This window comes from Aeromicrobium sp. 636 (assembly GCF_024433585.1).
GTDB classification, from domain to species: Bacteria; Actinomycetota; Actinomycetes; order Propionibacteriales; family Nocardioidaceae; genus Aeromicrobium; species Aeromicrobium senzhongii.
Window position 1 is genome coordinate 315119 of record NZ_WNJU01000003.1, and the last position, 23196, is coordinate 338314.

The 23196-nt window shown below is 70.6% G+C and carries 22 protein-coding genes and 3 tRNA genes; 13 read left to right on the forward strand and 12 right to left on the reverse strand.

What is annotated here, in order from left to right; translation table 11 throughout:
- The first annotated feature begins 38 nt into the window (after nucleotides 1-38).
- Complete coding sequence (locus tag GL325_RS12345) at nucleotides 39-929, forward strand: SDR family oxidoreductase (RefSeq protein ID WP_187769745.1); 891 nt, start codon at nucleotides 39-41, stop codon at nucleotides 927-929.
- Between the two features lie 3 nt (nucleotides 930-932).
- Here the strand turns inward: GL325_RS12345 and GL325_RS12350 are convergent, their stop codons facing one another.
- On the reverse strand, nucleotides 933-1583 hold the full coding sequence (locus GL325_RS12350; protein ID WP_187769746.1) for an ACT domain-containing protein: 651 nt from the start codon (nucleotides 1581-1583) through the stop codon (nucleotides 933-935).
- 87 nt (nucleotides 1584-1670) lie between these two features.
- Here GL325_RS12350 and GL325_RS15775 point away from each other — a divergent pair, with 87 nt between their 5' ends.
- Together GL325_RS15775 and GL325_RS12360 are read left to right on the forward strand one after the other, a co-directional pair.
- Nucleotides 1671-2393 carry a DapH/DapD/GlmU-related protein gene (locus GL325_RS15775; RefSeq protein WP_187769747.1) on the forward strand — a complete coding sequence of 241 codons (723 nt, stop codon included), beginning with the start codon at nucleotides 1671-1673 and terminating at the stop codon, nucleotides 2391-2393.
- Nucleotides 2394-2410: 17 nt separating this feature from the next.
- The gene (locus GL325_RS12360; protein ID WP_154596085.1) at nucleotides 2411-3238 is read left to right on the forward strand and encodes a Ku protein; all 828 of its coding nucleotides are present in this window, start codon (nucleotides 2411-2413) and stop codon (nucleotides 3236-3238) included.
- A gap of 3 nt (nucleotides 3239-3241) precedes the next feature.
- On the opposite strand, the gene GL325_RS12365 is transcribed toward GL325_RS12360, so the two are convergent.
- Nucleotides 3242-3973: a GAF and ANTAR domain-containing protein gene (locus GL325_RS12365; protein ID WP_255467491.1), complete on the reverse strand. Its 732-nt coding sequence runs from the start codon at nucleotides 3971-3973 to the stop codon at nucleotides 3242-3244.
- A 62-nt stretch (nucleotides 3974-4035) separates the two neighbouring features.
- Here GL325_RS12365 and GL325_RS12370 point away from each other — a divergent pair, with 62 nt between their 5' ends.
- Nucleotides 4036-6417 carry an ATP-dependent DNA ligase gene (locus tag GL325_RS12370; protein WP_187769748.1) on the forward strand — a complete coding sequence of 794 codons (2382 nt, stop codon included), beginning with the start codon at nucleotides 4036-4038 and terminating at the stop codon, nucleotides 6415-6417.
- A 42-nt stretch (nucleotides 6418-6459) separates the two neighbouring features.
- The gene (locus tag GL325_RS12375; protein WP_187769749.1) at nucleotides 6460-6906 is read left to right on the forward strand and encodes a hypothetical protein; all 447 of its coding nucleotides are present in this window, start codon (nucleotides 6460-6462) and stop codon (nucleotides 6904-6906) included.
- A 64-nt stretch (nucleotides 6907-6970) separates the two neighbouring features.
- On the opposite strand, the gene GL325_RS12380 is transcribed toward GL325_RS12375, so the two are convergent.
- On the reverse strand, nucleotides 6971-7144 hold the full coding sequence (locus GL325_RS12380; protein WP_154596081.1) for a CsbD family protein: 174 nt from the start codon (nucleotides 7142-7144) through the stop codon (nucleotides 6971-6973).
- 354 nt (nucleotides 7145-7498) lie between these two features.
- Complete coding sequence (locus tag GL325_RS12385) at nucleotides 7499-11203, reverse strand: Ig-like domain-containing protein (RefSeq protein ID WP_187769750.1); 3705 nt, start codon at nucleotides 11201-11203, stop codon at nucleotides 7499-7501.
- Nucleotides 11204-11476: 273 nt separating this feature from the next.
- On the opposite strand from GL325_RS12385, the gene GL325_RS12390 reads away from it, so the two are divergent.
- Together GL325_RS12390 and GL325_RS12395 are read left to right on the forward strand one after the other, a co-directional pair.
- Complete coding sequence (locus tag GL325_RS12390; protein WP_187769751.1) at nucleotides 11477-12253, forward strand: MBL fold metallo-hydrolase; 777 nt, start codon at nucleotides 11477-11479, stop codon at nucleotides 12251-12253.
- A complete protein-coding gene (locus tag GL325_RS12395; RefSeq protein ID WP_187769752.1) occupies nucleotides 12250-14307 on the forward strand; it encodes an alkaline phosphatase family protein in 2058 nt (685 codons plus the stop codon). The genes GL325_RS12390 and GL325_RS12395 overlap by 4 nt, the downstream gene beginning before the upstream one ends.
- Before the next feature lie 108 nt (nucleotides 14308-14415).
- Here GL325_RS12395 and GL325_RS12400 read toward each other — a convergent pair.
- Nucleotides 14416-14491: transfer RNA gene (locus GL325_RS12400), tRNA-Arg, on the reverse strand.
- 123 nt (nucleotides 14492-14614) lie between these two features.
- On the opposite strand from GL325_RS12400, the gene GL325_RS12405 reads away from it, so the two are divergent.
- From GL325_RS12405 to GL325_RS12415, 3 genes are all read left to right on the forward strand, one after another.
- Nucleotides 14615-15238 carry a TetR/AcrR family transcriptional regulator gene (locus GL325_RS12405; RefSeq protein WP_187411664.1) on the forward strand — a complete coding sequence of 208 codons (624 nt, stop codon included), beginning with the start codon at nucleotides 14615-14617 and terminating at the stop codon, nucleotides 15236-15238.
- Between the two features lie 44 nt (nucleotides 15239-15282).
- Nucleotides 15283-15372, forward strand: a tRNA-Ser gene (locus tag GL325_RS12410).
- Nucleotides 15373-15517: 145 nt separating this feature from the next.
- Nucleotides 15518-15952, forward strand: a complete 435-nt coding sequence (locus GL325_RS12415; protein ID WP_187769753.1) for a hypothetical protein — start codon at nucleotides 15518-15520, stop codon at nucleotides 15950-15952.
- Nucleotides 15953-15974: 22 nt separating this feature from the next.
- Here the strand turns inward: GL325_RS12415 and GL325_RS12420 are convergent, their stop codons facing one another.
- The 4 genes from GL325_RS12420 to GL325_RS12435 form a co-directional block, all read right to left on the reverse strand.
- Nucleotides 15975-16418, reverse strand: coding sequence for a hypothetical protein (locus tag GL325_RS12420; RefSeq protein WP_187769754.1), 444 nt, complete (start codon nucleotides 16416-16418; stop codon nucleotides 15975-15977).
- Nucleotide 16419: 1 nt separating this feature from the next.
- A tRNA-Ser gene (locus tag GL325_RS12425) sits at nucleotides 16420-16508 on the reverse strand.
- A 79-nt stretch (nucleotides 16509-16587) separates the two neighbouring features.
- Nucleotides 16588-17640: a hypothetical protein gene (locus tag GL325_RS12430; protein WP_187769755.1), complete on the reverse strand. Its 1053-nt coding sequence runs from the start codon at nucleotides 17638-17640 to the stop codon at nucleotides 16588-16590.
- Nucleotides 17637-18410 carry a carbon-nitrogen hydrolase family protein gene (locus GL325_RS12435; protein WP_154596073.1) on the reverse strand — a complete coding sequence of 258 codons (774 nt, stop codon included), beginning with the start codon at nucleotides 18408-18410 and terminating at the stop codon, nucleotides 17637-17639. Before GL325_RS12435 ends, GL325_RS12430 begins: the two co-directional genes overlap by 4 nt.
- Before the next feature lie 34 nt (nucleotides 18411-18444).
- On the opposite strand from GL325_RS12435, the gene GL325_RS12440 reads away from it, so the two are divergent.
- The 3 genes from GL325_RS12440 to GL325_RS12450 are packed head-to-tail and all read left to right on the forward strand — an operon-like array spanning nucleotide 18445 to nucleotide 20550.
- On the forward strand, nucleotides 18445-19419 hold the full coding sequence (locus GL325_RS12440; protein ID WP_154596072.1) for an NAD(P)H-quinone oxidoreductase: 975 nt from the start codon (nucleotides 18445-18447) through the stop codon (nucleotides 19417-19419).
- A gap of 42 nt (nucleotides 19420-19461) precedes the next feature.
- Entirely contained in the window at nucleotides 19462-19977 is a 516-nt protein-coding gene (locus GL325_RS12445) for a bacterial proteasome activator family protein (protein WP_154596071.1), read from the forward strand.
- Nucleotides 19978-20010: 33 nt separating this feature from the next.
- The gene (locus GL325_RS12450; protein ID WP_154596070.1) at nucleotides 20011-20550 is read left to right on the forward strand and encodes a winged helix-turn-helix domain-containing protein; all 540 of its coding nucleotides are present in this window, start codon (nucleotides 20011-20013) and stop codon (nucleotides 20548-20550) included.
- 1 nt (nucleotide 20551) lies between these two features.
- Here GL325_RS12450 and GL325_RS12455 read toward each other — a convergent pair whose 3' ends face one another.
- From GL325_RS12455 to GL325_RS12465, 3 genes are read right to left on the reverse strand one after another with little or no spacing between them, the layout of a single operon-like run.
- On the reverse strand, nucleotides 20552-22057 hold the full coding sequence (locus GL325_RS12455; protein ID WP_154596069.1) for a cation acetate symporter: 1506 nt from the start codon (nucleotides 22055-22057) through the stop codon (nucleotides 20552-20554).
- On the reverse strand, nucleotides 22054-22458 hold the full coding sequence (locus tag GL325_RS12460; protein WP_187411665.1) for a hypothetical protein: 405 nt from the start codon (nucleotides 22456-22458) through the stop codon (nucleotides 22054-22056). Before GL325_RS12460 ends, GL325_RS12455 begins: the two co-directional genes overlap by 4 nt.
- A complete protein-coding gene (locus tag GL325_RS12465) occupies nucleotides 22455-23192 on the reverse strand; it encodes a LytTR family DNA-binding domain-containing protein (protein WP_187769756.1) in 738 nt (245 codons plus the stop codon). The genes GL325_RS12460 and GL325_RS12465 overlap by 4 nt, the downstream gene beginning before the upstream one ends.
- Nucleotides 23193-23196: the final 4 nt, after the last annotated feature.

A 23196-nucleotide genomic window follows, 5' to 3' on the forward strand; every position in this document is an offset into this window, starting at 1 on the left:
GGTGACACATTCCACATACCGGCGGTATCTTGACGGGCATGTCCTCTCTGAAGCCCCAGCACTTCGCCGGCAAGGTCGCCCTGATCACCGGAGCGGCCCGCGGTATCGGTGCCGCCGTCGCCCGCGCCTACGTCGCCCACGGCGGGCGGGTCGCGCTCGTCGGCCTCGAACCGGACCTGCTGGCGTCGCTCAGCGACGAGCTGGGCGAGTCGGCCGCCTGGTGGGAGGCCGACGTCCGCAACAGCGAGGACGTCCGGGACGCGATCGACGCCGCGGCCGCCTACTTCGGCCGTCTCGACCACGTCGTCGCCAACGCGGGCATCGCCTCGTACGGCACCGTGCGCCAGATCGAGGACCAGGCCTTCGAGCGCGTCATCGAGGTGAACCTCAACGGGGTCTTCCGCACGGCCAAGTACGCCATTCCGCACCTGGAGCGCACGAAGGGCTATCTCCTGGTCGTCTCGTCGCTGGCGGCCTTCTCCAACATCGCCGGCCTGAGCGCGTACGCCGCCAGCAAGGCCGGCAACGAGGCCCTCGGGATCGCGCTGCGCCAGGAGGTCGCCCACCTGGGCATCAAGGTCGGCCTGTGCCACCCCTCGTGGATCGACACCGACATCGTCCGCAACGCCGAGGCCGACCTGCCGTCCTTCAAGGCGATCCGGACCAAGCTGCCCTACCCGGCCAACACGACCACGGACGTCGAGACCTGCGCCGAGAAGATCCTCATCGGCCTGGCGAAACGCAAGAGCCGCGTCTACGTGCCGAAGGCCGTCCTGCTGGCGAACTGGACCAAGGCGTTCGTGAACTCGCCGGCCACCACGCCCTACGTGCGGCTGCTGACCCGCAAGACGGTGCCGGCCATGGAGGCCGAGGTGGAGGCCCTGGGCCGCTTCCACCACGCCCACACGCCGGTCACCGACCAGAAGTAGCAGTCAGTCGTCGTCGGTCTGGACCGACGCGGCCAGCGACACCATGTGGCCGATCCGGGCGATCTCCGAGGCCAGGAACTCGGGTCCGCCGTGGCGCCCGACGGCGACGAAGAACCGGGTGCCCGCACGCGTCACGGCGGGCGACCCCGCGAGGACCGTGGAGTCCCAGGCGGACACCTCGGGCAGCGGGCTCGCGTGCTCGACCGACAGCCACTCGTCGCACTCGGGGACGATCTTCGGGGCGGCGGACGACCCGTGCAGCAACTGCGCACCGTCCGGGCCGGGGCCGATCGCGAGCGCCCAGTCGGTGCGGAACGTCGACGGGATGACCTCGATGAGCCGGGCGATGGCCAGGTCGGGCTCGTTGGTGAACGCCTCGACGGCCTCGAGGTCCATGCTGAGGTTGGCCCCTGCGTTGTAGCGGCTGATCCAGTGGACATGGACGCCCTCGAGGCCCTGACACGCCGTGATCAGCGCATCGGGCATGACCGTGTGGGGCAGCTCGAGGAGCACGTCGTCGACCGCGACGCCGTCGGGCCGGTGCTCGACGATCTCGATCGCCTCGATGTCGGCTCCGGCGCTACCGAGAGCCGTCGCGAGTGCGCCGAGGGAGCCCGGGACGTCGGGAAGCTCGACGCGCAGCAGAAACGCCATGACGGTCATTGTTCCGTGTCCGGGTTGCGGGGAGGTAACACGGGCACTGGCGCGTCCCCGGTCCGTCGAAGCCCTAGGCTGGCGATCGTGGTCGAGCACGCGCGCGGAACCGAGGGATTGCGAGTCGTCGGGTCGTCCCAGTTGCTGGCCGAGCCACCCATCCGCATGTTGGGCGATCTGCTGGTCCGCGGCGGCGTGACCCGGGTCGGTGCGTTCACGAGTCTGGCCCACGGCATCGAGTCGCAGTCGGCCACGATCGGTCGCTACTGCGAGTTCGCGCCCGACGTCCTGATCGGCGCGACCGGGCATCCGCTGACCTGGCTGGGGGTCAACTCCTTCCAGTACAAGAAGGCGACCTGGGGCTGGCACCCGTCGGCCGACCGATCCGAGGTGATCGACCCCGAGGCCGGGGGACGCCCCTCGTTCCGCGGTGAGCCGTCCGTCGTCGGCAACGACGTGTGGATCGGCGCCAAGGTCGTGATCCTGCGCGGAGTGACCATCGGCGACGGGGCCGTCGTGGCGGCCGGCGCGGTGGTGGCCGACGACGTCGCCCCGTACTCGATCGTGGGGGGAGTGCCTGCCCGACCGATCCGCGACCGGGTCGATCCGCAGACCCGCGAGCGGCTGCAGGAGCTGGCGTGGTGGCGGTTCTCGCCCAATCAGCTGGCCGGGGTGACGTTCGACGACCTGCCCCGCGCGCTCGACCAGTTGGACGAGCGCGTTTCGGGCCTCGAACCGTACGAGCCGGGCTTCGTCCCGATCGAGCGGCCCGTGGCCACCGGGTCCAAGCGCTCGCGCTGGCGGCGCTGAGGGCCGATACTGGCCAGATGCGAGCCATCTGGAAGGGCGCGATCAGTTTCGGGCTGGTCCACGTGCCGGTGAAGGTCTACTCCGCCACCGAGAGCCACGACGTGTCGCTGCACCAGGTCCACGACGAGGACGGCGGCCGCATCCGCTACGAGCGCCGGTGCGAGATCTGCAAGGAGATCGTCGCCTACAAGCACATCGACAAGGCCTTCGACGACGGCGAGAAGACGATCGTCCTGACCGACGAGGACCTCAAGTCGCTGCCCGCCGAGCGCAGCCACGAGATCGACGTCGTCGAGTTCGTCCCCGACGACCAGATCGACGTGCTGCGGCTGGGCAACCCGTACTTCCTGGAGCCGGAGGAGAAGGCGCTCAAGCCCTACTCGTTGCTGCGCCAGGCGCTCGAGGAGACCGAGCGCACGGCCGTCGTCACCTTCGCCCTGCGCCAGCGCACCCGGCTGGGCGCATTGCGCGTGCGCGACAACGTGCTCGTGCTGCAGACGCTGCTGTGGGACGACGAGGTCCGCACCGCCGACTTCCCGGTCCTGGAGAACACGGCGAAGGTGACGCAGAAGGAGCTGGCGATGGCCGGGCAGCTGATCGAGTCGCTCGCCGGCGACTTCGACGCGAGCCAGTTCACCGACGACTACCAGGAACAGCTGAAGACCCTGATCGAAGCCAAGCAGAAGGCCGGCGAGGGCATCGACAGCGAGGCGACCTTCGGTGTCCAGGAGGACGAGGGCGCCGAGGTCGTCGACCTGATGGAGGCGTTGCGCCGCAGCGTCGAGGCGCGCAAGGGCGACGAGAAGCCCAAGAAGAAGCCGGCGAAGAAGAAGTCGTCGGCCTGACGGTCAGGTGGGCTGCGTGTCGCCGCTCGGCTGAGCCGGTATCTCGACCTTGACCGCGTGGGGGAAGTCGGTCACGGGGAGCTTGCGGTTCTCGACGACCCAGGTCGCGACGGCGTGCAGCTTCTGGTTGTGGTTCTGCGAGTAGCGCCGCAATACCTCGAACGCCCGGTCGGACTCGATGTCGAAGCGCTCCATCAAGATGCCCTGCGCCTGGCCGATGATCTTGCGCGCGTCGATCGCGGTCAGCAGACCCTGCTCCTGATGGGCGTTGGCCAGGGCGACCGAGGCGTGACGGGCGAAGATCGTCGCCGTGGCCAAGTCGTTCGAGTCGAACGCGTCCGGGCGGTCGGCGTACAGATTGAGCGAGCCGTAGCGCCGCTCGCGCGTCTCCAGCAGCACGCTCATGGCGCTGTGGATCCCCAGGTCGGCGACCGCAGGGCCCCACGCGGGCCAGCGTGCGTCGGTCTGGACGTCGTTGGACACGAAGCTGCCGCCGGACTCCAGGGCGTCCAGGCACGGACCCTCGTCGAGTTCGTGCTGCAACTGGTGTGACTCGACGACCCGGTCCGAGGTCGAGGCGGCAGTCTCGATCTTGGTGCGGTTGTGCACCAGCATGATGCCGGCGTCGTTGCAGTCGGCTGCGACTTTCGCATACTCGGTGATGAGGTCGACGGTCTTCGCCGTCGTGCGCTGCTGATGGAGGTCAAGAGCGACTTCGGAGAAGAAATCGGGCACGTTCAAGGCCGCTCCTTCACAATGTCTGAAGTATCAAGTCTACGGTGCAGGGGGTTCGCGAGATGCCACGGACCGCGCCCCAGACCGTCTCGGTCGACGGACGCCTGCTGCGACTCACCAACAGCGACAAGGTCATCTATCCCGCCACCGGGACGACGAAGGCCGACGTCATCGCCTACTACGTCGCGGTCGCGCCGTGGCTGCTGCCGCACTTGGCAGGCCGCCCGGTGACGCGCAAGCGCTGGGTCAACGGGACCGGCAGTGAGGAACAGGTCTTCTTCGAGAAGAACCTGCCCGACTCCGCGCCCTCGTGGATCCGGCGGGTCACGATCAAGCACCGGTCGCACACGAACACCTACCCGATCTTCGAGTCGGTCGCCGATCTCGCGTGGGCGGGGCAGGTGGCCGCGCTCGAGCTGCACGTCCCGCAGTGGCGGGTCGACGCCACCGGCGTGGCCCAGAATCCCGATCGCCTCGTGATCGATCTCGACCCCGGCCCGGGAACCGGCCTGCCGGAGTGCGTCGAGATCGCCCATGCGGCCCGCGAGCTGCTCGCCGACGTCGGCCTGGAGTGCGTGCCCGTCACCAGTGGCAGCAAGGGCATCCACCTGTACGCGCCGCTGGACGGCCAGCACGACTCCGACTACGTGAACGCCTTCGCCAAGCAGGTCGCCCAGGCGCTCGAGGGCGTCATGCCCGAGCTCGTCGTCAGTGACATGTCCAAGGCCAAGCGCCAGGGCAAGGTCCTGGTCGACTGGAGCCAGAACAACGGCAACAAGACGACGATCTCGCCGTATTCGCTGCGTGGCCGTGCCGAGCCCACCGTCGCCGTCCCGCGCGACTGGGACGAGCTGGACGAGAACCTGCGTCACCTGACCCTCGACGAGGTGCCCGCCCGGCTGGCCGAGCGCGGCGACCCGATGGCGGCGCTGGCGGCGCCGATGACCGACCGGCTCGCGACCTACCGGTCGATGCGCGATGCCGCGAAGACGCCTGAGCCGGTTCCGGACTCGGTCGTCCGCGGGCGCACCGGCGACCCGATCTTCGTCATCCAGGAGCATCACGCCAGTCGTCTGCACTGGGACTTCCGGCTGGAGCGTGATGGCGTGCTGGTCTCGTGGGCGCTGCCGAAGGGCGTGCCCGAGTCGTCCACGGGCAACCATCTGGCGGTGCAGACCGAGGACCATCCGCTGGAGTACGCCACGTTCGCCGGCGACATCCCGAAGGGTGAGTACGGCGCCGGGCACGTCACGATCTGGGACCACGGGCACTACGACCTCGAGAAGTGGAACGACCATGAGGTCATCGCGACCTTGCACGGCACCCGCGACGGTGGACTCGGCGGATCGAAGCGGCTCGCGCTGATCAAGACCGGCGAGAACTGGCTGATCCACCTGATGAAGGAGCAGAACGAGCCCGCCCCGCAGAAGAAGGCGACGTCGAAGCCGCCCGAGGAGGCCGCGCGCTCGGGGTTCGTTCCGCCGATGCTGGCGGTGCTGGCCGGCGCCAGGGACGCCTCGGGCGACGAGTGGGCCTACGAGCTGAAGTGGGACGGCATCCGGTGCATCGCCGTGGTCGGTGGCGAGAAGGTGCGGCTGTTCTCGCGCAACCACAACGACGTGAGCGCCAGCTATCCCGAGGTCGTCGAGGAGTTGGCGAGCCTGGGTCTGGACGCCGTGCTCGATGGCGAGATCGTGGCCTTCGACGAGTCCGGCGTGCCCAGTTTCGGTCGCCTGCAGCAGCGCATGGGCGTCACCAAGGCCGCCGACGTCGAGCGACTCCGGCGCACGGTGCCCACGCGGCTGCTGGTGTTCGACCTGATCGAGCACGCCGGCACGTCCCTGCGGGACCAGACCTACGACGACCGCCGCGTGGCACTGGAGGACCTGGACCTCACCGGCGACGTGGTCCAGGTGCCGCCGGCCCATGGCGGCTCACTCGACGAGGCGGTCACGCTCAGTCGTCGCCACAAGCTGGAGGGCGTCGTCGCGAAACGGCGCAAGGCCCCGTACGAGCCCGGGGCGCGGTCGACGGACTGGCTGAAGATCAAGAACCAAGAGGCCCAGGAGGTCGTCGTCGGCGGCTGGCGCCCCAGCAAGGGTGGCCGGGGGATCGGCTCGTTGCTGCTCGGTGTGCCCGTCGAGGGAGGCCTGCGGTACCTCGGCAGGGTCGGCACCGGCTTCACGGAGGACGAGCGCCTGCGCCTGCGCCGGCTCCTGGACCCGCTGACCCGCAAGACGTCGCCATTCGTCGACGAGGTCGAGACCGCGGCGTCGCGTGACGCGACGTGGGTGACGCCGAAGGTCGTGGGCGAGGTCGTCTACGGCGACTGGTCGCCCGCCGGGCACCTGCGCCACGCCAGCTGGCGGGGGCTGCGGCCCGACAAGGAGGCCGCCGAGGTCGTGCTCGAAGGTTCTTCCGAGGTGCGTACGACTCCGTCGTGAGCCACGATGGGACTCCGACGACATCTGTGCGAAGGAGCCATTGTGGGCAAGGGCAAGAAGAGCGTGAAGGACACCGTCGTGGAGCAGCTGCCGGACGGCGCCGATCTGCGCGACCTGAAGGACCAGCTGATCGAGCGACTTCCGGACCGGGCCGAATGGCTGGCGCTGCGTGACGACCTCATCGAGAAGCTGCCGGAGAAGTCCGAGTTGCTCGACCTGCGCGACGGCCTGGTCGACAAGCTGCCGGACGACGTCAGCGACCGGCTGCCGATCCAGAAGAAGCCGCGGTTCGCCGGTGTGAAGAAGGTCGCCTTCGTCGGGCTCCTCACCGCCGGGATCGCGGGCATCGCCGCATTCGTCAAGGCCAAGATGGCCGACGAGCCGACCTACACCGCGTCGACGTACACGACGCCGGGTCAGCCGACGGCCGGCACCACGTCCCCGACGGCCGAGCCCGGAGTCACCGGAACGGTGCCGCCGACCGTCTGAGCGCTCCACGAACGAGGGCCCCGGGAATCATCGGATTCCCGGGGCCCTCGTCGTAGGTCTGTGCTCAGTGCTTGAACGCGTCCTTCACGTTCTCGCCGGCCTGCTTGAGGTCGGACTTGGCCTGGTCGCCCTTGCCCTCGGCCTCGAGGCTCTTGTCGTCACTGGCCTTGCCGGTGGCTTCCTTGCCCTTGCCCTTGAGGTCGTCAGCGGTGTTCTTCAACTTGTCATCAAGTCCCATGACTCCAGCCTTCCTCTCGATTCTTCGTCCCCACCATGCGAACACGGATGGGGCCTGATCGCATCTCAGGCAGGGGTCCGCAGGCGACCTCCCGATGTTGCGGGCGCGCGAATCTTGAGGCGATTCGTGGCGCCCGGGACGCGAGTTGGACAGGATGAGCGGACCTCCCCCTCACGAAAGGGTGACGGGCACGAAGTCCGGCTGGGCGCCGGTCACGAAGGTCAGCAAGGCGGTCAAGGCCGCCCCGGGTCGCCTCGGCGACCGGGGCGTTTCCCGTGGGTGGGCCGCTCGGTCGCGGCCCGGACGTGACGAGGCCCCGGCAGCTGATCGCTGCCGGGGCCTCGTCGTGAGGGATCAGCGCACCCGCACCGCCTTGACGGTGGACTTGCTGGACCCGTAGTTGGCGTCACCGGAGTAGACGACCTTGACCCGCAGGCTCTGGCGCTTCTTGGGCGTCTTCACCACGTAGGTCGCCTTGCCCGAGGACGGGACGCGGACCGTCTTGGCCAGCTTGTAGCCGCCCTTGCCCTTCGCGACGTAGACCTTGGCGGTGCCCGTGGGCGCCACACCGGCGACACCGCCGCGGACGGCGATCTTGCCGCGCAGGGCCTTGCCGGCCTTGACCGACTTCGGTGCCGAGACGGACGCCGACGTGCCCTTCTTGGTCACGACCAGCGACGTCGAGATCCTCGCGCTGGCGGCAGTGCGGTCGGTGCCGTCGTACGCGGCCGACACCGTGTAGCGACCGGGCTTCAGGGTGGCCGGCAGCGTCAGGGCGGCGGAGCCGTCCTTGGCGACCGGGACCGTCTTCGTGACCGCGCCGTAGCGGAAGGTGACCGTGCCACCGTCCGCGTCCCCGACGTTCGCCGACAGCTTCGCGGCCTGCCCGAAGACGGTCGAGGCGCTCGAGAGCGACATGACCATCGTGGGCTTGCCCTTCACCAGGGTGAAGGCGACCGGGTTGGAGGCCGAGCCCGCGGTGACGCCGGTCTCGGCGAAGCGCGCCACGAGGGTGTGCGCACCCGCCTTGAAGCCGGGCACCTCCACGGTGGCCGTGCCGTCGACGACCTCGGTGGTGCCGAGGAACGTGTCGCCGTCCAGGAACTCCACGGAGCCCGTGGTGTCCCCGCCGGTGACGGTCGCCGTGAGGGTCACGGCCTCGTTGATCGCCGGGGCCTCGGGCGAGATCGACAGGCTCGTCGAGCTCGCGTCCAGGATCGAGACCGAGGTCTCGCCCGTGCGACCGGTGCCGCTGCCCGTGACCGAGACGGTCGCGGCGCCGCGGGTCGCGGTCTCGGGGATGACGATCGCGGCGGTCACGACGCCGGTCGCATCGGCGGCCGTGACGACCGGGTCGACACCGTCGACCGTGATCGTGACGCCCTCGCCGGAGCGGAACCCGCCGGCGGTCACCGTGAGGCTCTCGCCGGGCTGCGGCTTGCTGTCACCGACCGAGACCTCGACGGCCTCGTCCTGGGCTGCCAGCTCGGCGCAGGCATCGCCCTGGACGCCCGCCGACGGCAGCGCCGTCGCCGAGCCCGTGACGCCGTCGTCCTCGCGGACGATCATCCAGTCGAGGGCGTCGGCCCCCATGACGGCACCCTGGGTGTTGATGACCGAGGTCTTCACCGACGTGGAGTTCGTCGTGCTGGCCGCGGTGTCGCCGAGGATCGGCGCCGTGACGACCTTGCAGGTCTCGCCGGGGGCGAAGGTGACCTTCTCCATGGCGATGCCGGCGCGACCGGTGGCCGACCCGAGGGCCGACACGTAGCCGGTCACCGGGATCGACGCGGCGTCGTCGAGGTAGACCGCGATGTCGGCCGTGCCGGGAGCGTTGCCCTCGTCGACGACGGGGGCCTTCACGTTCAGCGTGGGGACGGTCTTGCTGTCCGCCGTGCCGACCGCCGAGCTCTCGAACGCGAGGTCCGACAGGAACACGCCACCGGCAGCCAGGCCGTCCGGACCTTCGAGGGCGCCGAAGCGGACCTCACGGATGTCCGAGACGTTCAGGCCGGCGTCCTTCAGCGTGGCGACCGGCAGGTCGACCTGCTGCAGGACGATCTTCTTCAACCGTGCATCGGTCGAGGCGGGCAGTCGCGAGACGGCCAGTGCGTTCAGATCCGCCACCGGGACGGTGTGGGTCGCACCCGAGCCGTCGACGACGGTGACCGAGAGCGCCGTGCTGCTGTCGACGGTGTCGTCCGCGGCCACCTTGACCGACAGGCGCTCCATCGACGACGCGTTGCGCGCCTTCGCGGGGACGTTGACGCGCACCTCACTGGCCGTGGCCGCGTTGCCGGTGCCCGAGGACAGGGCCGTCCACGAGAACTTCGTGACCGGCGTGGCCGGGACGTTGCCGCCGTTCGAGGCAGGCGTCCAGTGCGGCTGGGCGCTGGTGCCCAGTGCCGAGGACGTGCAGGCCGCGAGCGACTGCGTCACGGTGCGACCCGCCGCGCTGGCGCAGACGGTGGCCGTGGCAGCACCCTGGACCTTGACCAGCGAGCTGGCCTTCTCGAACGTCGTGATCGTCTGGCGCGCCGAGGCCGGAGCCGTGGAGACACTGCGGATGTCGGCCGAGCCGAGCACCTCCGGAACCGAGGCGGAGCCGTCGAACATCGGCAGGAACTGCTTCTCGTCACCCATCGTGAGGCGGAACCAGCCGGCCATGTAGGCCGTGCCGGCGTCGTACTGCGCGTCGGCGCTCAGCCGGATGTTCGTGCTCGAGCGCGGGCCGCAGACGGCGTCGGTGGAGTTCGCACCCCAGTCGTCGGAGACGGAGTAGTCGTACTTCCCCGGTGTCCAGACGGTGTTGTAGAAGTTGTGGTTCGCGCCCATCATCCACACGCCGCTGCGCAGCACGTCGTCGTCGAACGCGTAGCGCGAGTCGTCGAGCATGTGCTGGCCCTGCTGGTTGGAGACGTCACCGTCGCAGTACGGCAGGATCACGTTCATCGGCACGTTCGGCACCGTCATGCGGGCGAAGTCGACCGGCGCCAGCGGCAGGATCGACGTGATCTTCCACGGCTTCTCCAGGCCCTGGTTCAGGGTCGCCGCGGACGTGACGCCCTCGCCGCCGCGGGAGTGGCCCATCATGCCGATGTTCGAGAAGTCGAAGCGCCCCACGAGGTCGGCGGGGGCCAGCCCCGCGGTGCCCTCGGACAGGCCCGGCAGTGGGCTCTGGTCGGCGAGCGCCTGCGCGAGCGTGACGTTGCCTTCCTGCTGCGCGTCGTAGTGGCTCACCGCGGCGCCCTCGTTGGCCTTCTTCAGCATCGAGAGGGTGTCGAGCAGCAGCTGACCGCGCGCCTGGGCGCCCTGGTCCAGCGCGAGCTGGTTGTCGTTGGAGTTGATCGCGTTGGCCGAGATCGACACGACGGCGTAGCCGTGGCTGGCCAGCGCGCGGCCGGTGCCGTCGTAGCCGGCGAAGCTCGGGACGTTGATCTGGTTCGGTCCGCACGGCCAGCGGTTCGGGTTGGCCGTCCCGGTGGAGCAGGAGGTGTGGCGGCCGTGCAGCAGCAGCACGACGGGGCGGGGTCCGCCGGTCTTCGGCAGGTAGATCTTGCCCTGCAGCTCGCCGCGGATGCCGCCGATGCCGGCCAGCGGGATCGACTGCGCTCCGAAGTTGTAGACGGCCTCGGTGTGCTCGTGGCTGCCGAGCGACGCCGGGTTCGCGTCGAGGGCCTCGGGGTCGGCCTGGGCGATCTCGTCGAGGGTGGCCATCTTCACGCGGGCGCCCGACGGCTTGCTGAACCAACCGGCCTCGACGTCGTCCGCGTCGACCACGGAGGCGTCCGCCGTGAAGACCGACAGGCTCTTGCCGTCGGCGGACTCGGTGGCGATGCCGATCGGCGTGCCGTCGACCTCGATCGTGGGCGCATCCGAGACCATCGGCAGGCGCTTCGGCAGGTCGACCGTGACCAGGTAGCCGCCGGCGGTGCGGGAGACGCTCCAGTCGGAGCCGGACGCCAACTCGCCGTCGGCCGCCTGGGCCGGCACGGCCGCCAGTGGCACCGCCATCAGCGCTGCCACGGTGGCGAGGCGCCATCCTCGTTGCTTGATCATCTGATCCCTCTCAGGTGGGGGGAAGCTCCGCCGGGGACGCGGAGCAGGGGCGGGATCGAGTCTCGACAGCGATGGTTACGCGGTGATGTCGTCCGGCGTTCATCGGATCGCATCGATGTAACAAGTTTCCGGACCAGCGACTCCTCTTCGCCGCCCGTCGGAGCGCTCGTGTGCCGGGATGCGAGGGCTTTCGCCGGATGTCGCCCGTGGGCCTTGTGTTACGGGCACGGTCGGCGCTGGTCGGCCGGGGCCGCCGACGCGCACACTGAAGGCATGACCGCGGTCACCTGGTGGGGCCATGCCTTCGTGACGGTCGAGCTGCTCGGTGCGACCGTCGCGACCGATCCGCTGACGGCGCGTCGGCTGTTCCACCTGCGCCGCACCGGTCCTCCGCCAGGCCCTCGCGCGACGCGAGCCGACCTCGTCCTGATCTCGCACCTGCACCACGACCACCTGCACCTGCCGACGCTGCGCCGGTTCGCCGACGACGTGCCGATCGTCGTGCCGCGCGGGGCGGTGCGCGCCGTTCGCTCCCTGGAGCGGTTGAACGTGATCGAGGTCGTGCCGGGCGACCGCGTCACCGCGGCGGGCGTCGACATCGAGGTGTTGCCCGCGCGGCACGACGGCCGCCGCGACCGGCGACCGCGCAGCGCGAGCGCTCCGGCGCTGGGATTCCGGTTCGCCCGGGCGGACACGACCTGCTGGTACCCGGGCGACACCGGGCCCATGGACTTCACGAGCGTCGCGTCGGTCGACCTCGCGCTCGTGCCGATCGGCGGGTGGGGACCGTCCCTGGGGGACGAGCATCTGGACCCCGTGCAGGCCGCCGCGGCCGTCCGGGACGTGGGGGCGCGCTGGGTGGTCCCCGTGCACCACGGCACCTTCTGGCCCGTGGTGCTGCGCTCGACGGGCCCTACGCACGACCACTGGTTCGCCTCACCCGGCGATCGGTTCCGCACGGCCATGGCCGCGCAGGCGCCGGCGACCCGCATCGTCGGGACCTCGATGGGAGTCCGCACGGAGCTCACTCGTGGAACGATGACCATGTGAGCCACGCCACGGAGCGAGGGTGGGCCTCACCGGCACCCGAGCGCACCGGGGCGAGCTGGGTGCCGGGGGTCGCCGACGTCCTGCAGGCGGTGTGGACCGTCGTGGTGGCGGCGGTCGCGTTGACGCTGGGCCTGGCGGCCGTGGGGGTGAGCGTCACCGATGAGCTGCTCCTCGTCGTCGTGGTGTTCGTCGCGATGTTCGTGCTCGACGCGATCGTGTCGCGACCCCTGCGCCTGCTGGCGTCGGGAGGGAGCGTCCTGACGGCGCTGGTGCTGGGCTTCGCAGCCCAGGTGCTCGTGCTCGGTGCGGCGATCGACCTGGCGGCGCACACGGACCTGGGCATCGGCGACACCCTGGTGGTCCTGCTGGTCGCCGGGGCGGTCATGGCCTGCGGGAGGTGGCTCTCCGGCGCCACGGACAGCCACTACGTCGTCGGGGCCGCCACGGGCGGCGGTCTGCGCCAGAGGTGGGCACGCGCCGGCGTCGGCCGGGAGGATCGACCGCGCGGCCTGCTGGTGGTGCAGCTCGACGGGGTGGCGCTGCCGGTCCTGCGACGGGCCCTGGCCGGCGGCCAGGCACCGAACATCGCTCGCTGGGTGCGCTCCAGCCACACGCTGACCGGCTGGTGGTCGACGATCCCGTGCACGACGCCCGCCAGCATGGCCGGCTTCCTGCACGGGAGCGCGGACATCCCCGCCTACCGCTGGTGGGACCGCCGCGCCGGCCGCCTGCTCGTCGCGGGGAACCCGGCCGACGCCCGCGTGATCGAGGCGCGCTTCCCGGCGGATTCGGGGCTCCTGCGCGACGGCACCGCGATCAGCACGACCTTCACCGGCGGCGCGGCACGCTCGTACCTCACGGTGAGCCGCTCGACCCGCTTGCGCGACCTGGGCTCGGGATCGACCTACCTGTCGTTCTTCATCCGACCGTTCCTGCTCCCCGGCGCGCTCGTCCTGACCGTGGGCGAGGTGATCAAGGAGTTCCGCCAGGGTCACCGCCAGCGCGTGCGCGACGTCCGGCCCCGGATCCCGCGCAAGGTCGACTACGCCGTGCTGCGCGGCCTGACCAACGTGCTGCTGCGCAAGCTCGACCTGTCGCTGATCGCCGACGAGATGACGCGGGGGTCACCCATCATCTTCGTGGACTTCGTCGACTACGACGAGATCGCGCACCATGCCGGTCCGGAGCGGCCCGAGTCGATGGCGGCGATCGAAGGTCTCGACGGCGCACTCGCGGCACTGGAGGACGTCGCCCGGTCGGTCGCGACCCGCTACGACCTCGTGGTGGTGTCGGACCACGGACAGAGCCTGGGCGCACCGTTCTCGCAGCTCGCCGGTTGCTCCTTCGCCGATCGCGTGGTCGAGCTGATGAGGTCGGGAGGCTCGGACGCCACGGTGCTCACGACGACCGAGGAGGGCGAGCAGCGCGGCCCCGTCCATGCCCTGATCTCCGCCGTGGTCGGCGAGAACCGGGCACCCCCCGAGGGCCTCGTCGCCGGCTCCGACGACCCGGAGGTCGCCGTCACGGGCGGCGGCAACCTGGGCATGATCTGGTTCCGGCGCCTGTCCTCGAGGCCGAACCTCGCCGAGATCGACGCCGCGTGGCCCGCCCTCGTGCCAGGGCTGCTGGACAGCCCCGGCGTGGGCCTGGTGATGTCGACGGACGACGCCGGCGATCCCCTCGTGATCGGCCGTCACGGCGTGCGCGGTCTCGGCGGGTCCAGCGCCGCCAGCGGTGATGACCCGTTGCTGGGCTACCCCTCGCGGACGGCGGCCGACCTGGCCCGCCTGCACGCGCTGACCGATGCCGGCGATCTCGTCGTCCTCTCGACCGTCGACGCGCTCGACAGGGTGCACGCCTTCGAGGAGCAGGTCGGCTCGCACGGAGGCATCGGCGGGCCTCAGAACGAGGCGCTCTTCATCCATCCGCGCGACTGGCTTCTGGACCCCGACCTCACCGAGGTCGTCCCGGAGTTGGGTGACACGCCCGTGCTCGTCGGCGCGTGGAACGTCCACCGCCAGCTGATGGCGTGGCGCGCCGCGACCACCCGGTGAGCGCCTCAGCGGAAGGCACAGCCACTGGGCCCCGAGCCGGCGCAGGATGACGGCCGCCGGGAAACGAAGAACGCCCCCCAGTGAGATCACTGAGGGGCGTTCCTGATGTGGTGCGCCCGAAGGGATTCGAACCCCTAACCTTCTGATCCGTAGTCAGATGCTCTATCCGTTGAGCTACGGGCGCGTACCCTTGCGGGCCTCGACGAGTCTACCTTGGACCCTTCCCGGGCGCGAAATCGGGTGCGAGGACCCCTTTTGCTCAGCATCGCGTAAATTGGTGGTGATGTCCGAAAAGCCCCGTGTTCCCATGCGTCGTGACGCTGTGGCGAACCGTGAACGCATCATCGACACCGCCGAGGTCTACTTCGCCGAGAACGGCCTCGACGCACCGATGCACGCGCTGGCAGCCGCCGCGAAGGTCGGCACGGGGACGCTCTATCGCAACTTCGCCTCGCAGGAACATCTGTGGCGCGCCCTGTACGACCGCCACATCGCGCTCTTCGACGACATCGCCGAGCGGGCGCTGCAGATCGAGTCGGGGTGGGAGGCGCTCGAGCTGATCGTCGACGAGTCCACCCAGGTGATGATCGACCGGCGCATCGTGGCCGAGGTGATGCGACGCCTGGCGATCAGCGATCCGGACTACCGCCCGACGAACCGGTGGGTCGGCACCCTGCGGACCGTGGCCGAGCGGGCCGTCGAGGAGGGCATGGCGCGCCCGGACCTGACCGTGGCCGACCTGAGTGCCGCTCCGTTGATGCTGAGCGCGGTCCAGACGGCCGCCCCGGAGAACCGTGCGTGGCTCGCCCGCCGGATGCGCACCCTGCTGCTGGACGGGATGCGCGCGCATCCGCACGAGGCGACACCGCTGGCGGATCTGCCCGAGGACTTCTACGAGCGCGGTGCCTCGATCGTCAAACGACTGCCCTGATTCGGCGGTCGGGGGTGCGGGTGGGTATCCTGATCCGGTTGTCTGGAGATGTCGCATAGTGGCCTAGTGCGCCCGCCTGCTAAGCGGGTTGAGGTTTAAACCTCTCGAGGGTTCAAATCCCTCCATCTCCGCCAATCAGTCACGTGGGAGCCCCCGTCGAGCGAGAGCCCGGCGGGGGTTCTCTCGTTCCCGGCCGCCGAGTTCGGCGAAAGCCGTGGTGGTTGCGCCGTGGGCTGATGTACTGGTCGTCGCCGAGCGGCACCGGTACGGAGGAAGTCGATGACCCAGGACGCCCAGGGTTCACCCGGACCGGGATTCACCGTGGCGGACCTGCTGTCCGTGCTCGGTGGCGTACCCGAGTACTCCGAGGACGGGTCCCGGCTGGTCATCGCGAAGTCCTCCTGGGGCGGCGGACGGGCCTTCGACGTCGAGATCGAGGGCGCTGTCGCCTACCTCAATGACGAGTTCTTCCCCACGACTGCTCATCCCGGCCGGAAGGCCATCGCGGACGGCCTGTCCTACTTCGACCTGGAGATCCAGGAGTTCACCGGTACCACCCCTCCAGCCGGCGATCCGATCATCATCGACCGAGACGGCCCGAGACTGACCCACGACGTCTCGTGGTGGGACATCCTCCCGGAGCTGGCCGACCCCGGCGGCCAGTGGTTCGCGCGTGCCGACGACGTCGAGGAGGAAGACAGGCCCGCTCCTTGAGCCGCTGTGCGTCGGGTGCGGGTCAGCCGGCGTCGGTCGGGTCGAAGCGCCGGTAGCCGTGGGCGGTGTTGAGCCGGTCGTAGACCTCGCGGATCAGCTCGGCCCGGCGGCTGCGGTCGACCAGGCTGAGCGGGAATGCCGTGACGGCGCCCGCGCCGTCGGTGAAGCGCAGCAGGCCGTCGCTGACCTCGACGGACTCGACGCCCTTCCACGTTCCCTCGCCGTGGCGCCCCCGAGCGCGGTACCCGGCGGGGTCGAGCGTGAGGACCACGGGCGGTCGCAGGTTGGCGACGGCAGCCACGAGCAGCGCGACGAGGGCGATGCCCCCCGCCACGATCGCCACGCCGTTGGCGAGGCCGCCGCCTCCTGCGGTCAGGAAGGCGACGAGGACGCTCACGGCGGCCACGATGAAGCACACACCGGCGAGCACCATGAGGTGCGCCCGGTCGAGTCGGTAACGAGTCACGCAGAGGGGGCGGGATTCGAACCCGCGGCTGACATCACTGCCAGCGACCGCTTTCAAGGCGGTTCCGATCGGCCACTCCGGCACCCCTCCAGGGCCGCCACCGGAGCGACGACACCTGCACCGATTCTGGCATTCCTCTGGTCGCGGCGTCGGGAGCGGGCCGTGGGGCTCAGCGCAGGGGCGAGAAACGCTCCGGCTCGGAACGGCGGGACTGCTGGACCGCGCGGGCGGCACGGGACGTCCGCGGCCGCAGGAAGACCGCACGGACGAGGAGCCCCAGGGCGAGCCCCAAGATGGCGCTGTAGAGCGTGGAGAGGGCGAAGTACGAGGGGTAGGCACGCGGGTCGATCAGCGAGTTGGCCACGATCACCGTGCCGACGACGGCGAAGACGCAGACCCACCAGCCCTCGCGATAGCGCGAGCGCATCGACGTGCCCACGACGAGCGCGGGGAAGCCGATGAGGAACTCGTACGGCCGAGGGACACCGCCGATGGTCTGGCGCAGCCACACGATCGCGTCGTCCAGGAGGTTCTTCAGTCCCGGCGATCCGGCGGTGCGCACGAAGCTGCCGTAGTAGAACAGGCCGACAGCCACGACGGCGATCACGATCAGCAGCTTGAGGTGGTTCCGGCCCAGGCCGTGCAGGCCCGAGCCCAGCCGCCAGACGATCGCGATCGCCAGGGTCACGGCGATGGCCATGACGATGAGGCCGAACGGCCGCACGACGACCGTGGCGTTCCAGGCCGCCACGCCGACCGCGCCGCTGAGGGCCAACGAGAGCATGACGAGGTACTCGCGCAGGACCTCGAGGACGGAGTCCGCCGGCCGCGTGAAGACGACGGCAGAGACGGACGAGAGGACGGCGGTGGCGCCCGCTGCGGCCGCCAGCAGGAAGTTCAGGTCGGAGACCAGGGCGGCCACGGACAACAGCAGGGTCAGGCTCACCCAGATGCGCATGTAGCCGCCGACACGGTGGGTCAGAATCACCGAGAAGGCGACCAGCAGCGCCGCCGCGCTGGGGCGCCAGAGCCACTGCGGCGCACCCACGTCCACGATCGCGGTGGTCGCGCCGAGGGTGCTGAGCACCCACAGGACGAAGGTCCCGAGCATCAGGAGGCGGGACCATCGCGCGGACGTGACGCGTGGCTCGCGGGTCGCCACCTCGTACGGCGTGGGGACCGACGTGTCGAGGCGACGTCGGCCGGGCTGGACGGTGGTCACAGGGTCTGCATCCTCCGGTTGGCGAGCGAGGGGTTGACCTCGCGGGACCGCCGCACGGCGTCCACCGCGATGTCTGCGGTGACCAGCTCGTTCCCCCCGGCGGCTTCCTCCACGATAGTTCCCCACGGATCGGCCACCAAGGAATGACCGCTGTAGCGCGATCCGCCCTGTCCGGCGGCGGCCACCCAGACGGTGTTCTCGATCGCCCGGGCCCGCAGCAGCGTGCGCCAGTGGTCGACCTTGTGCTCGCCGGCGACCCACGCGGCCGGGACCACGAACGCCTCGGCGCCCGCGTCGACCAGGGCACGCCCCATCTCGGGGAAGCGCAGGTCGTAACAGGTCATCAGGCCCACGGTCAGGTCGCCGACCGGCAGGACGACGGGGTCGACGTCGCCGGCGCGCAGGCGCTCGGACTCGCGGTAGCCGAAGGAGTCGTAGAGGTGGATCTTGCGATAGGTGGCGGCCAGGTCGCCGTCGGGCCCCATCGCGACGAGGGTGTTGAACGGCAGGTCGTCGGTGCGCTCGAACATGCCGGCCACGATCGTCGCGCCCAACCGGCGGGCCTCACGGCTCAGCAGGTCGACGAACGGTCCGTCCAACGGCTCGGCGACGGCCGCCAGGTCGTGGTCGGAGGGCCCGAAGTCGTGCATCACCGCCTCGGGCAGGACCACCAGATCCTGGCCCTCGAGGGGCCGGAGCTCCTCCTCGATCCGGGCACGGTTCGCCGCCGAGTCGAGGGTCGCGGCCATCTGCACGAGCGTCAACTGCATACGCACCAGTGTGCCGGTCACTACCGTGGTGGGCATGCGAGCCGTCATCGTCGAAGAGCCCGGAGGCCCCGAGAGCCTCGTCGTCGCCGATTTGCCCGACCCCGCACCCGGGCCGGGCGAGGTGGCCGTCACGGTCGCCGCGGCGGGCGTCAACCGCGCGGACCTGCTGCAGCGACAGGGTCACTACCCGCCGCCCCCGGGCATCACGGACGTCCTCGGGCTGGAGTGCTCCGGCATCGTCGAGTCCGTGGGCGAGGGCGTCACCGACCACGCGCCCGGCGACGAGGTCTGCGTCCTGCTGAGCGGCGGGGGCTACGCCGAGCGGGTCGTCGCTCCGGCGGGTCAGGTCGTGCGCGTTCCCACCGGGACGACGCTGATCGAGGCCGCGGCCATCCCCGAGACGTACGCGACCGTGTGGTCCAACGTCTTCATGCTGGCCAGCCTGAGCGAGGGCGAGAAGCTGCTCGTCCACGGCGGTGCCAGTGGCATCGGCACCACCGCGATCCAGCTGGCCAAGGCCTTCGGGGCCACGGTCGTCACGACGGTCGGCAGCGAGGACAAGGCCCGGACCGTCCGCGAGCTCGGCGCCGACGTGGTCGTGAACTACCGCGAGGACGACTTCGTGGAGGCGTGCCAGGACCTCGGGGGCGTCGATGTCGTGCTGGACATCATCGGCGGCAGGTACCTCGCCCAGAACGTGGCCTCCCTGGCGCGCGGTGGCCGGATCGTCGTCATCGGCATGCAGGGCGGACGCAAGGGCGAGCTGAACCTGGGGGCACTGCTGGCGAAGCAGGGCACCATCGCCGCGACGTCCCTGCGGTTCCGCCCGGCCCAGGAGAAGGCCGAGATCATGGCCGACCTCGTCGAGCACGTCTGGCCGCTGATCGAGCAGGGCCGCCTGGGTCCGATCGTCCACGAGACCGTGCCGCTGGCGCGCGTGGCCGACGCCCACCGCATCCTCGAGGAGTCCTCGCACATCGGCAAGGTCGTGCTGGACGTCGGTGTCTGAGGTCGAGCGGCGCTCCTGCAGCGGCATGCCTAGGCTGAGGCCATGACCGACGACCGGATCATCGACCCGCACGGCCAGCCGGTGCCCGCCCCGCAGGACAAGTCCCGCACGGCGCTCACCGACCTCGTCGAGCAGCCCGCCAAGGTCATGCGCATCGGCGGCATGATCCGCCAGTTGCTCGAAGAGGTGAAGGCTGCGCCCCTCGACGACGCCAGCCGAGCCCGCCTGCGCGAGATCCACCACCAGTCCATCGACGAGCTCAAGGACGGCCTCGCTCCCGAGCTCGTCGAGGAGCTCGAGCGCCTCAGCCTGCCGTTCGACGCCGAGTCGCCGAGCGACGCCGAGCTGCGCGTCGGCCAGGCCCAGCTCGTCGGTTGGTTGGAGGGGCTCTTCCACGGGATCCAGGCGGCGCTGTACGCCCAGCAGGTCCAGGCCCAGAGCCAGTTGCACAACATGCGGCTGGCGCTTCCGGGCGGCGCGAACCGGGGCGAGGGTGGCGAAGGTGGCGAGGGCGAGACACCCGTCACCCCGGGTGATGCCGGCGGAATGTACCTCTAGACTGGAAGCACCCGCAACTCCAGGAGATGGGCAATGAGGCCGACCCTCCCGCCGTGCGCCATGGCGCCGGCGATGTACCAGGACGAGATCCTGTTGTCCCCGCCGTCCCGTCGCGACGTCACCGCCGAGCAGTGGCGCGACTACCAGGGCAAGAAGGCCGCGGCGCATCGCCGCTGTGCCGGCTGCTCGGTGCTCGACGACTGCCTCTACCGGGCCGTGGTCGAGGTCGACGTCTCCGGGTTCCTCGCCTGCACCAGTGAGGCCGACCGCCGGGCGATGCGCCGAGAGCTGGGCATCGAGGTCCGGGTCGACTCCGGCGCGTACGGCACCGCTCGCGTCGGTGGCGGGCCCGTCGACCACAACGAGGTCATGGGCGCCCGCCGGGCCCACCCCGACGAGACCTGCCGCGAGTTGGCCGAGCGGCTGGGGTGCTCCACCTCCACCGTCAAGCGCCACCTGCGCCAGGAGCGCGAGGGGCTCGTCGAGTCCTCCGTCGCCACGGTGGCCCAGAAGCCCACGATGGAGCAGGTGCTCGACGCGTTCGACCGTCTCGACACGTCGCGCAGCGTCTGACTCAGAATCGCCGGTCGACCTGCACCCGCTCGGGCGTGTGCAGGCGCACCATCGTGCGTCCGACCGTGGCGGGGACGGTGCCCCGCGTCGCCAGTGAGACGCCCACCATCAGGCCGAACCCCACCGGTACCGACCACAGCGCCGGCTGACTCATCAGCGTGTTCCACCATCCCTCGGTGTCGAGGGCGAGGGACACGAACGGGGCGACGCCCGCACAGACGCCGCCTCCCAGGAGCCCGGCGATCGCGCCGGCCGAGGTCAGCCCGCGCCACCAGATGCCCAGCACGAGGAGCGGGCAGAAGGTCGACGCCGCCAGAGCGAAGGCGAAGATGACCGAGCTGGCCACCGGGATCGGCTCGGTGACGAACGCCAGGGCGAGGGGCACGGTCACGCACAACGCGGCCGCCACCCGCAGCCCGGCGATCGAGGAGAGCCGTCCCCGCCACGGGCCGTGGCTGCTCAGTCCCTGACCCACCACGCCCGCCAGCGCCATCGTCACTCCCGACGAGGTCGACAGGAACGCGGCGAAGGCGCCCGCGGTCACCAGTGCGGTCAGGAACTCGCCGGCCGTCCCCGCGACGAGGCGACTGGGCAGTTCGAGGACGACCGCGTCGGCGCGTCCCGAGGCCACGAGGTCCGAGGCGTAGACCCGACCCAGCACGCCGTAGATCGTCGGCAGCAGGTAGAACGCCGAGACCAGCACCAGGACGACCAGGGTCGTCCGGCGCGCCGCGTGGCCGTCGGGGTTGGTGTAGAAGCGCACGACGACGTGCGGCAGTCCCATCGTGCCCAGGAACGTCGCGACGATGACGGCGTAGGTGGAGTAGATCGCCTCGGGGCCGCCGTCGCCCAGCGGGACCCACCAGTCGACGGGCGCCTGGGTCCCGGGCCGGCCGTCGCGCGACCACGCCAGCAGCAGGAACATCACCGGCACGAGCAGGGCGGTCAGCTTCAGCCAGTACTGGAACGCCTGGACGAAGGTGATGGCGCGCATGCCGCCCAGGGCCACGCTCACGGTCACGATGACGGCCACGAGGACCGTGCCGAACCAGCGGGGAGCGTCCAGGACCGTCTGCAGCGTCAGCCCGGCGCCCTGGAACTGCGGGATCAGGTAGAGCCAGCCCACCGCCACCACGAGTGCCGTCGACACGCGCCGCACGGCCAGCGACTGCAGTCTGACCTGGGCGAAGTCGGGGATCGTGTAGGCGCCCGAGCGGCGCAGTGGCGCGGCGACGAAGACCAGCAGCAACAGGTAGCCGACGGTCCAGCCGATCGGGTACCAGAGCATGTCGGCGCCGTGGGTCAGCACGAGTCCGGCGATGCCGAGGTAGGACGCGGCCGACAGGTACTCCCCGCTGATCGCGGAGCCGTTCAGCGAGGGGGAGACCGAGCGCGAGGCGACGTAGAAGTCGCTGCTCGTGCGGCTGATGCGCAGTCCGAAGCTGCCGATCGCCAAGGTGGCGATCGAGACCAGTGCGACGGCGGCGATGCCCCAGGCCGGGCTCATGGGCTCGTGTCGTTCGGCTCGACGAGCTGCGTGAACAGGCGCTCGGCCCGCTCGACGTGGCGGACGTAGAGCCAGCCCAGGACGATGACGCCGGCGTGGACGCAGCCACCGAGCACGAGCCACGGCAGCGGGACGCCGAGGATGCTCGCGTCACGCAGGCCCGGCACCCACAGGAAGACCAGCGGCAGGCTGACGACGGTCAACAGCAGGGTGATGGTCACCGTGGCCGCGGCCCGCAACTGCGAGCGGATGAGGGACTGCATGTAGACCTCGCCGATGCCCGTCGCCTCGTCGATCTCCTGCCCGACGGTGCTGCGGACGTGGGGCGAGGCGGTCGACAGCGGGTTGGTGACGCGGACCCGCCCGGTGTGCTCCGGCGGGGGAGGGGCGGTGTCCGTCACGGCGTGTGCTCGCCGATCAGCTCGCGCAGGGCGCGGGTGTGCCGGCGGGCCACCTGCAGCTCGGTCGTCGTGCCGCCGGGCGCCGAGACGACGACGCTGGCCCGGCCCGAGCTCATCCGGACCTCGACGATGTGAGCGCGGTTCACGACCATGCTGCGGTGGATGCGCAGGAAGCCGGCCTCGGACCAGTCCTCGGCGAGGGATCCCAGCGGGGTGCGGATGAGGTGGCTCGACCCGTCGAGGGTGTGCAACCGGACGTAGTCGCCCTGCGCCTCGGCGTGGGTGACCTTCGAGCGGGACACGAAGCGGGTCACGCCCGCCAGCTCGACCGCGATCGTGTCGTCGGAGTCCGCCGCGCCCGCATCGGTGTCGGCGACCGCCCGTCGGACGCTCTCGCGCAGGCGCTCCTCGCGGATCGGCTTGAGGAGGTAGTCGACCGCGTTGAGGTCGAACGCCTCGACGGCGTGGGCGTCGTGGGCGGTGACGAAGATGATCTTCGGCGGCGAGGAGAACCGCCCCAGCAGGCGGGCGATGTCGATGCCCGTGAGGCCGGGCATCGCGATGTCCAGGAACAACAGGTCGATGTCGCCGGAGTCCAGGCGGCGCAGCGCCTCGGTGCCCGATCGTGCGGTGGCGATCGTGCCGATGCGGTCGTCGCGGCCGAGCAGCCACACGAGCTCGTCCAGCACCGGCTGCTCGTCGTCGACGACCAGTGTCCGCAGGGGGCGAGCCATGGCA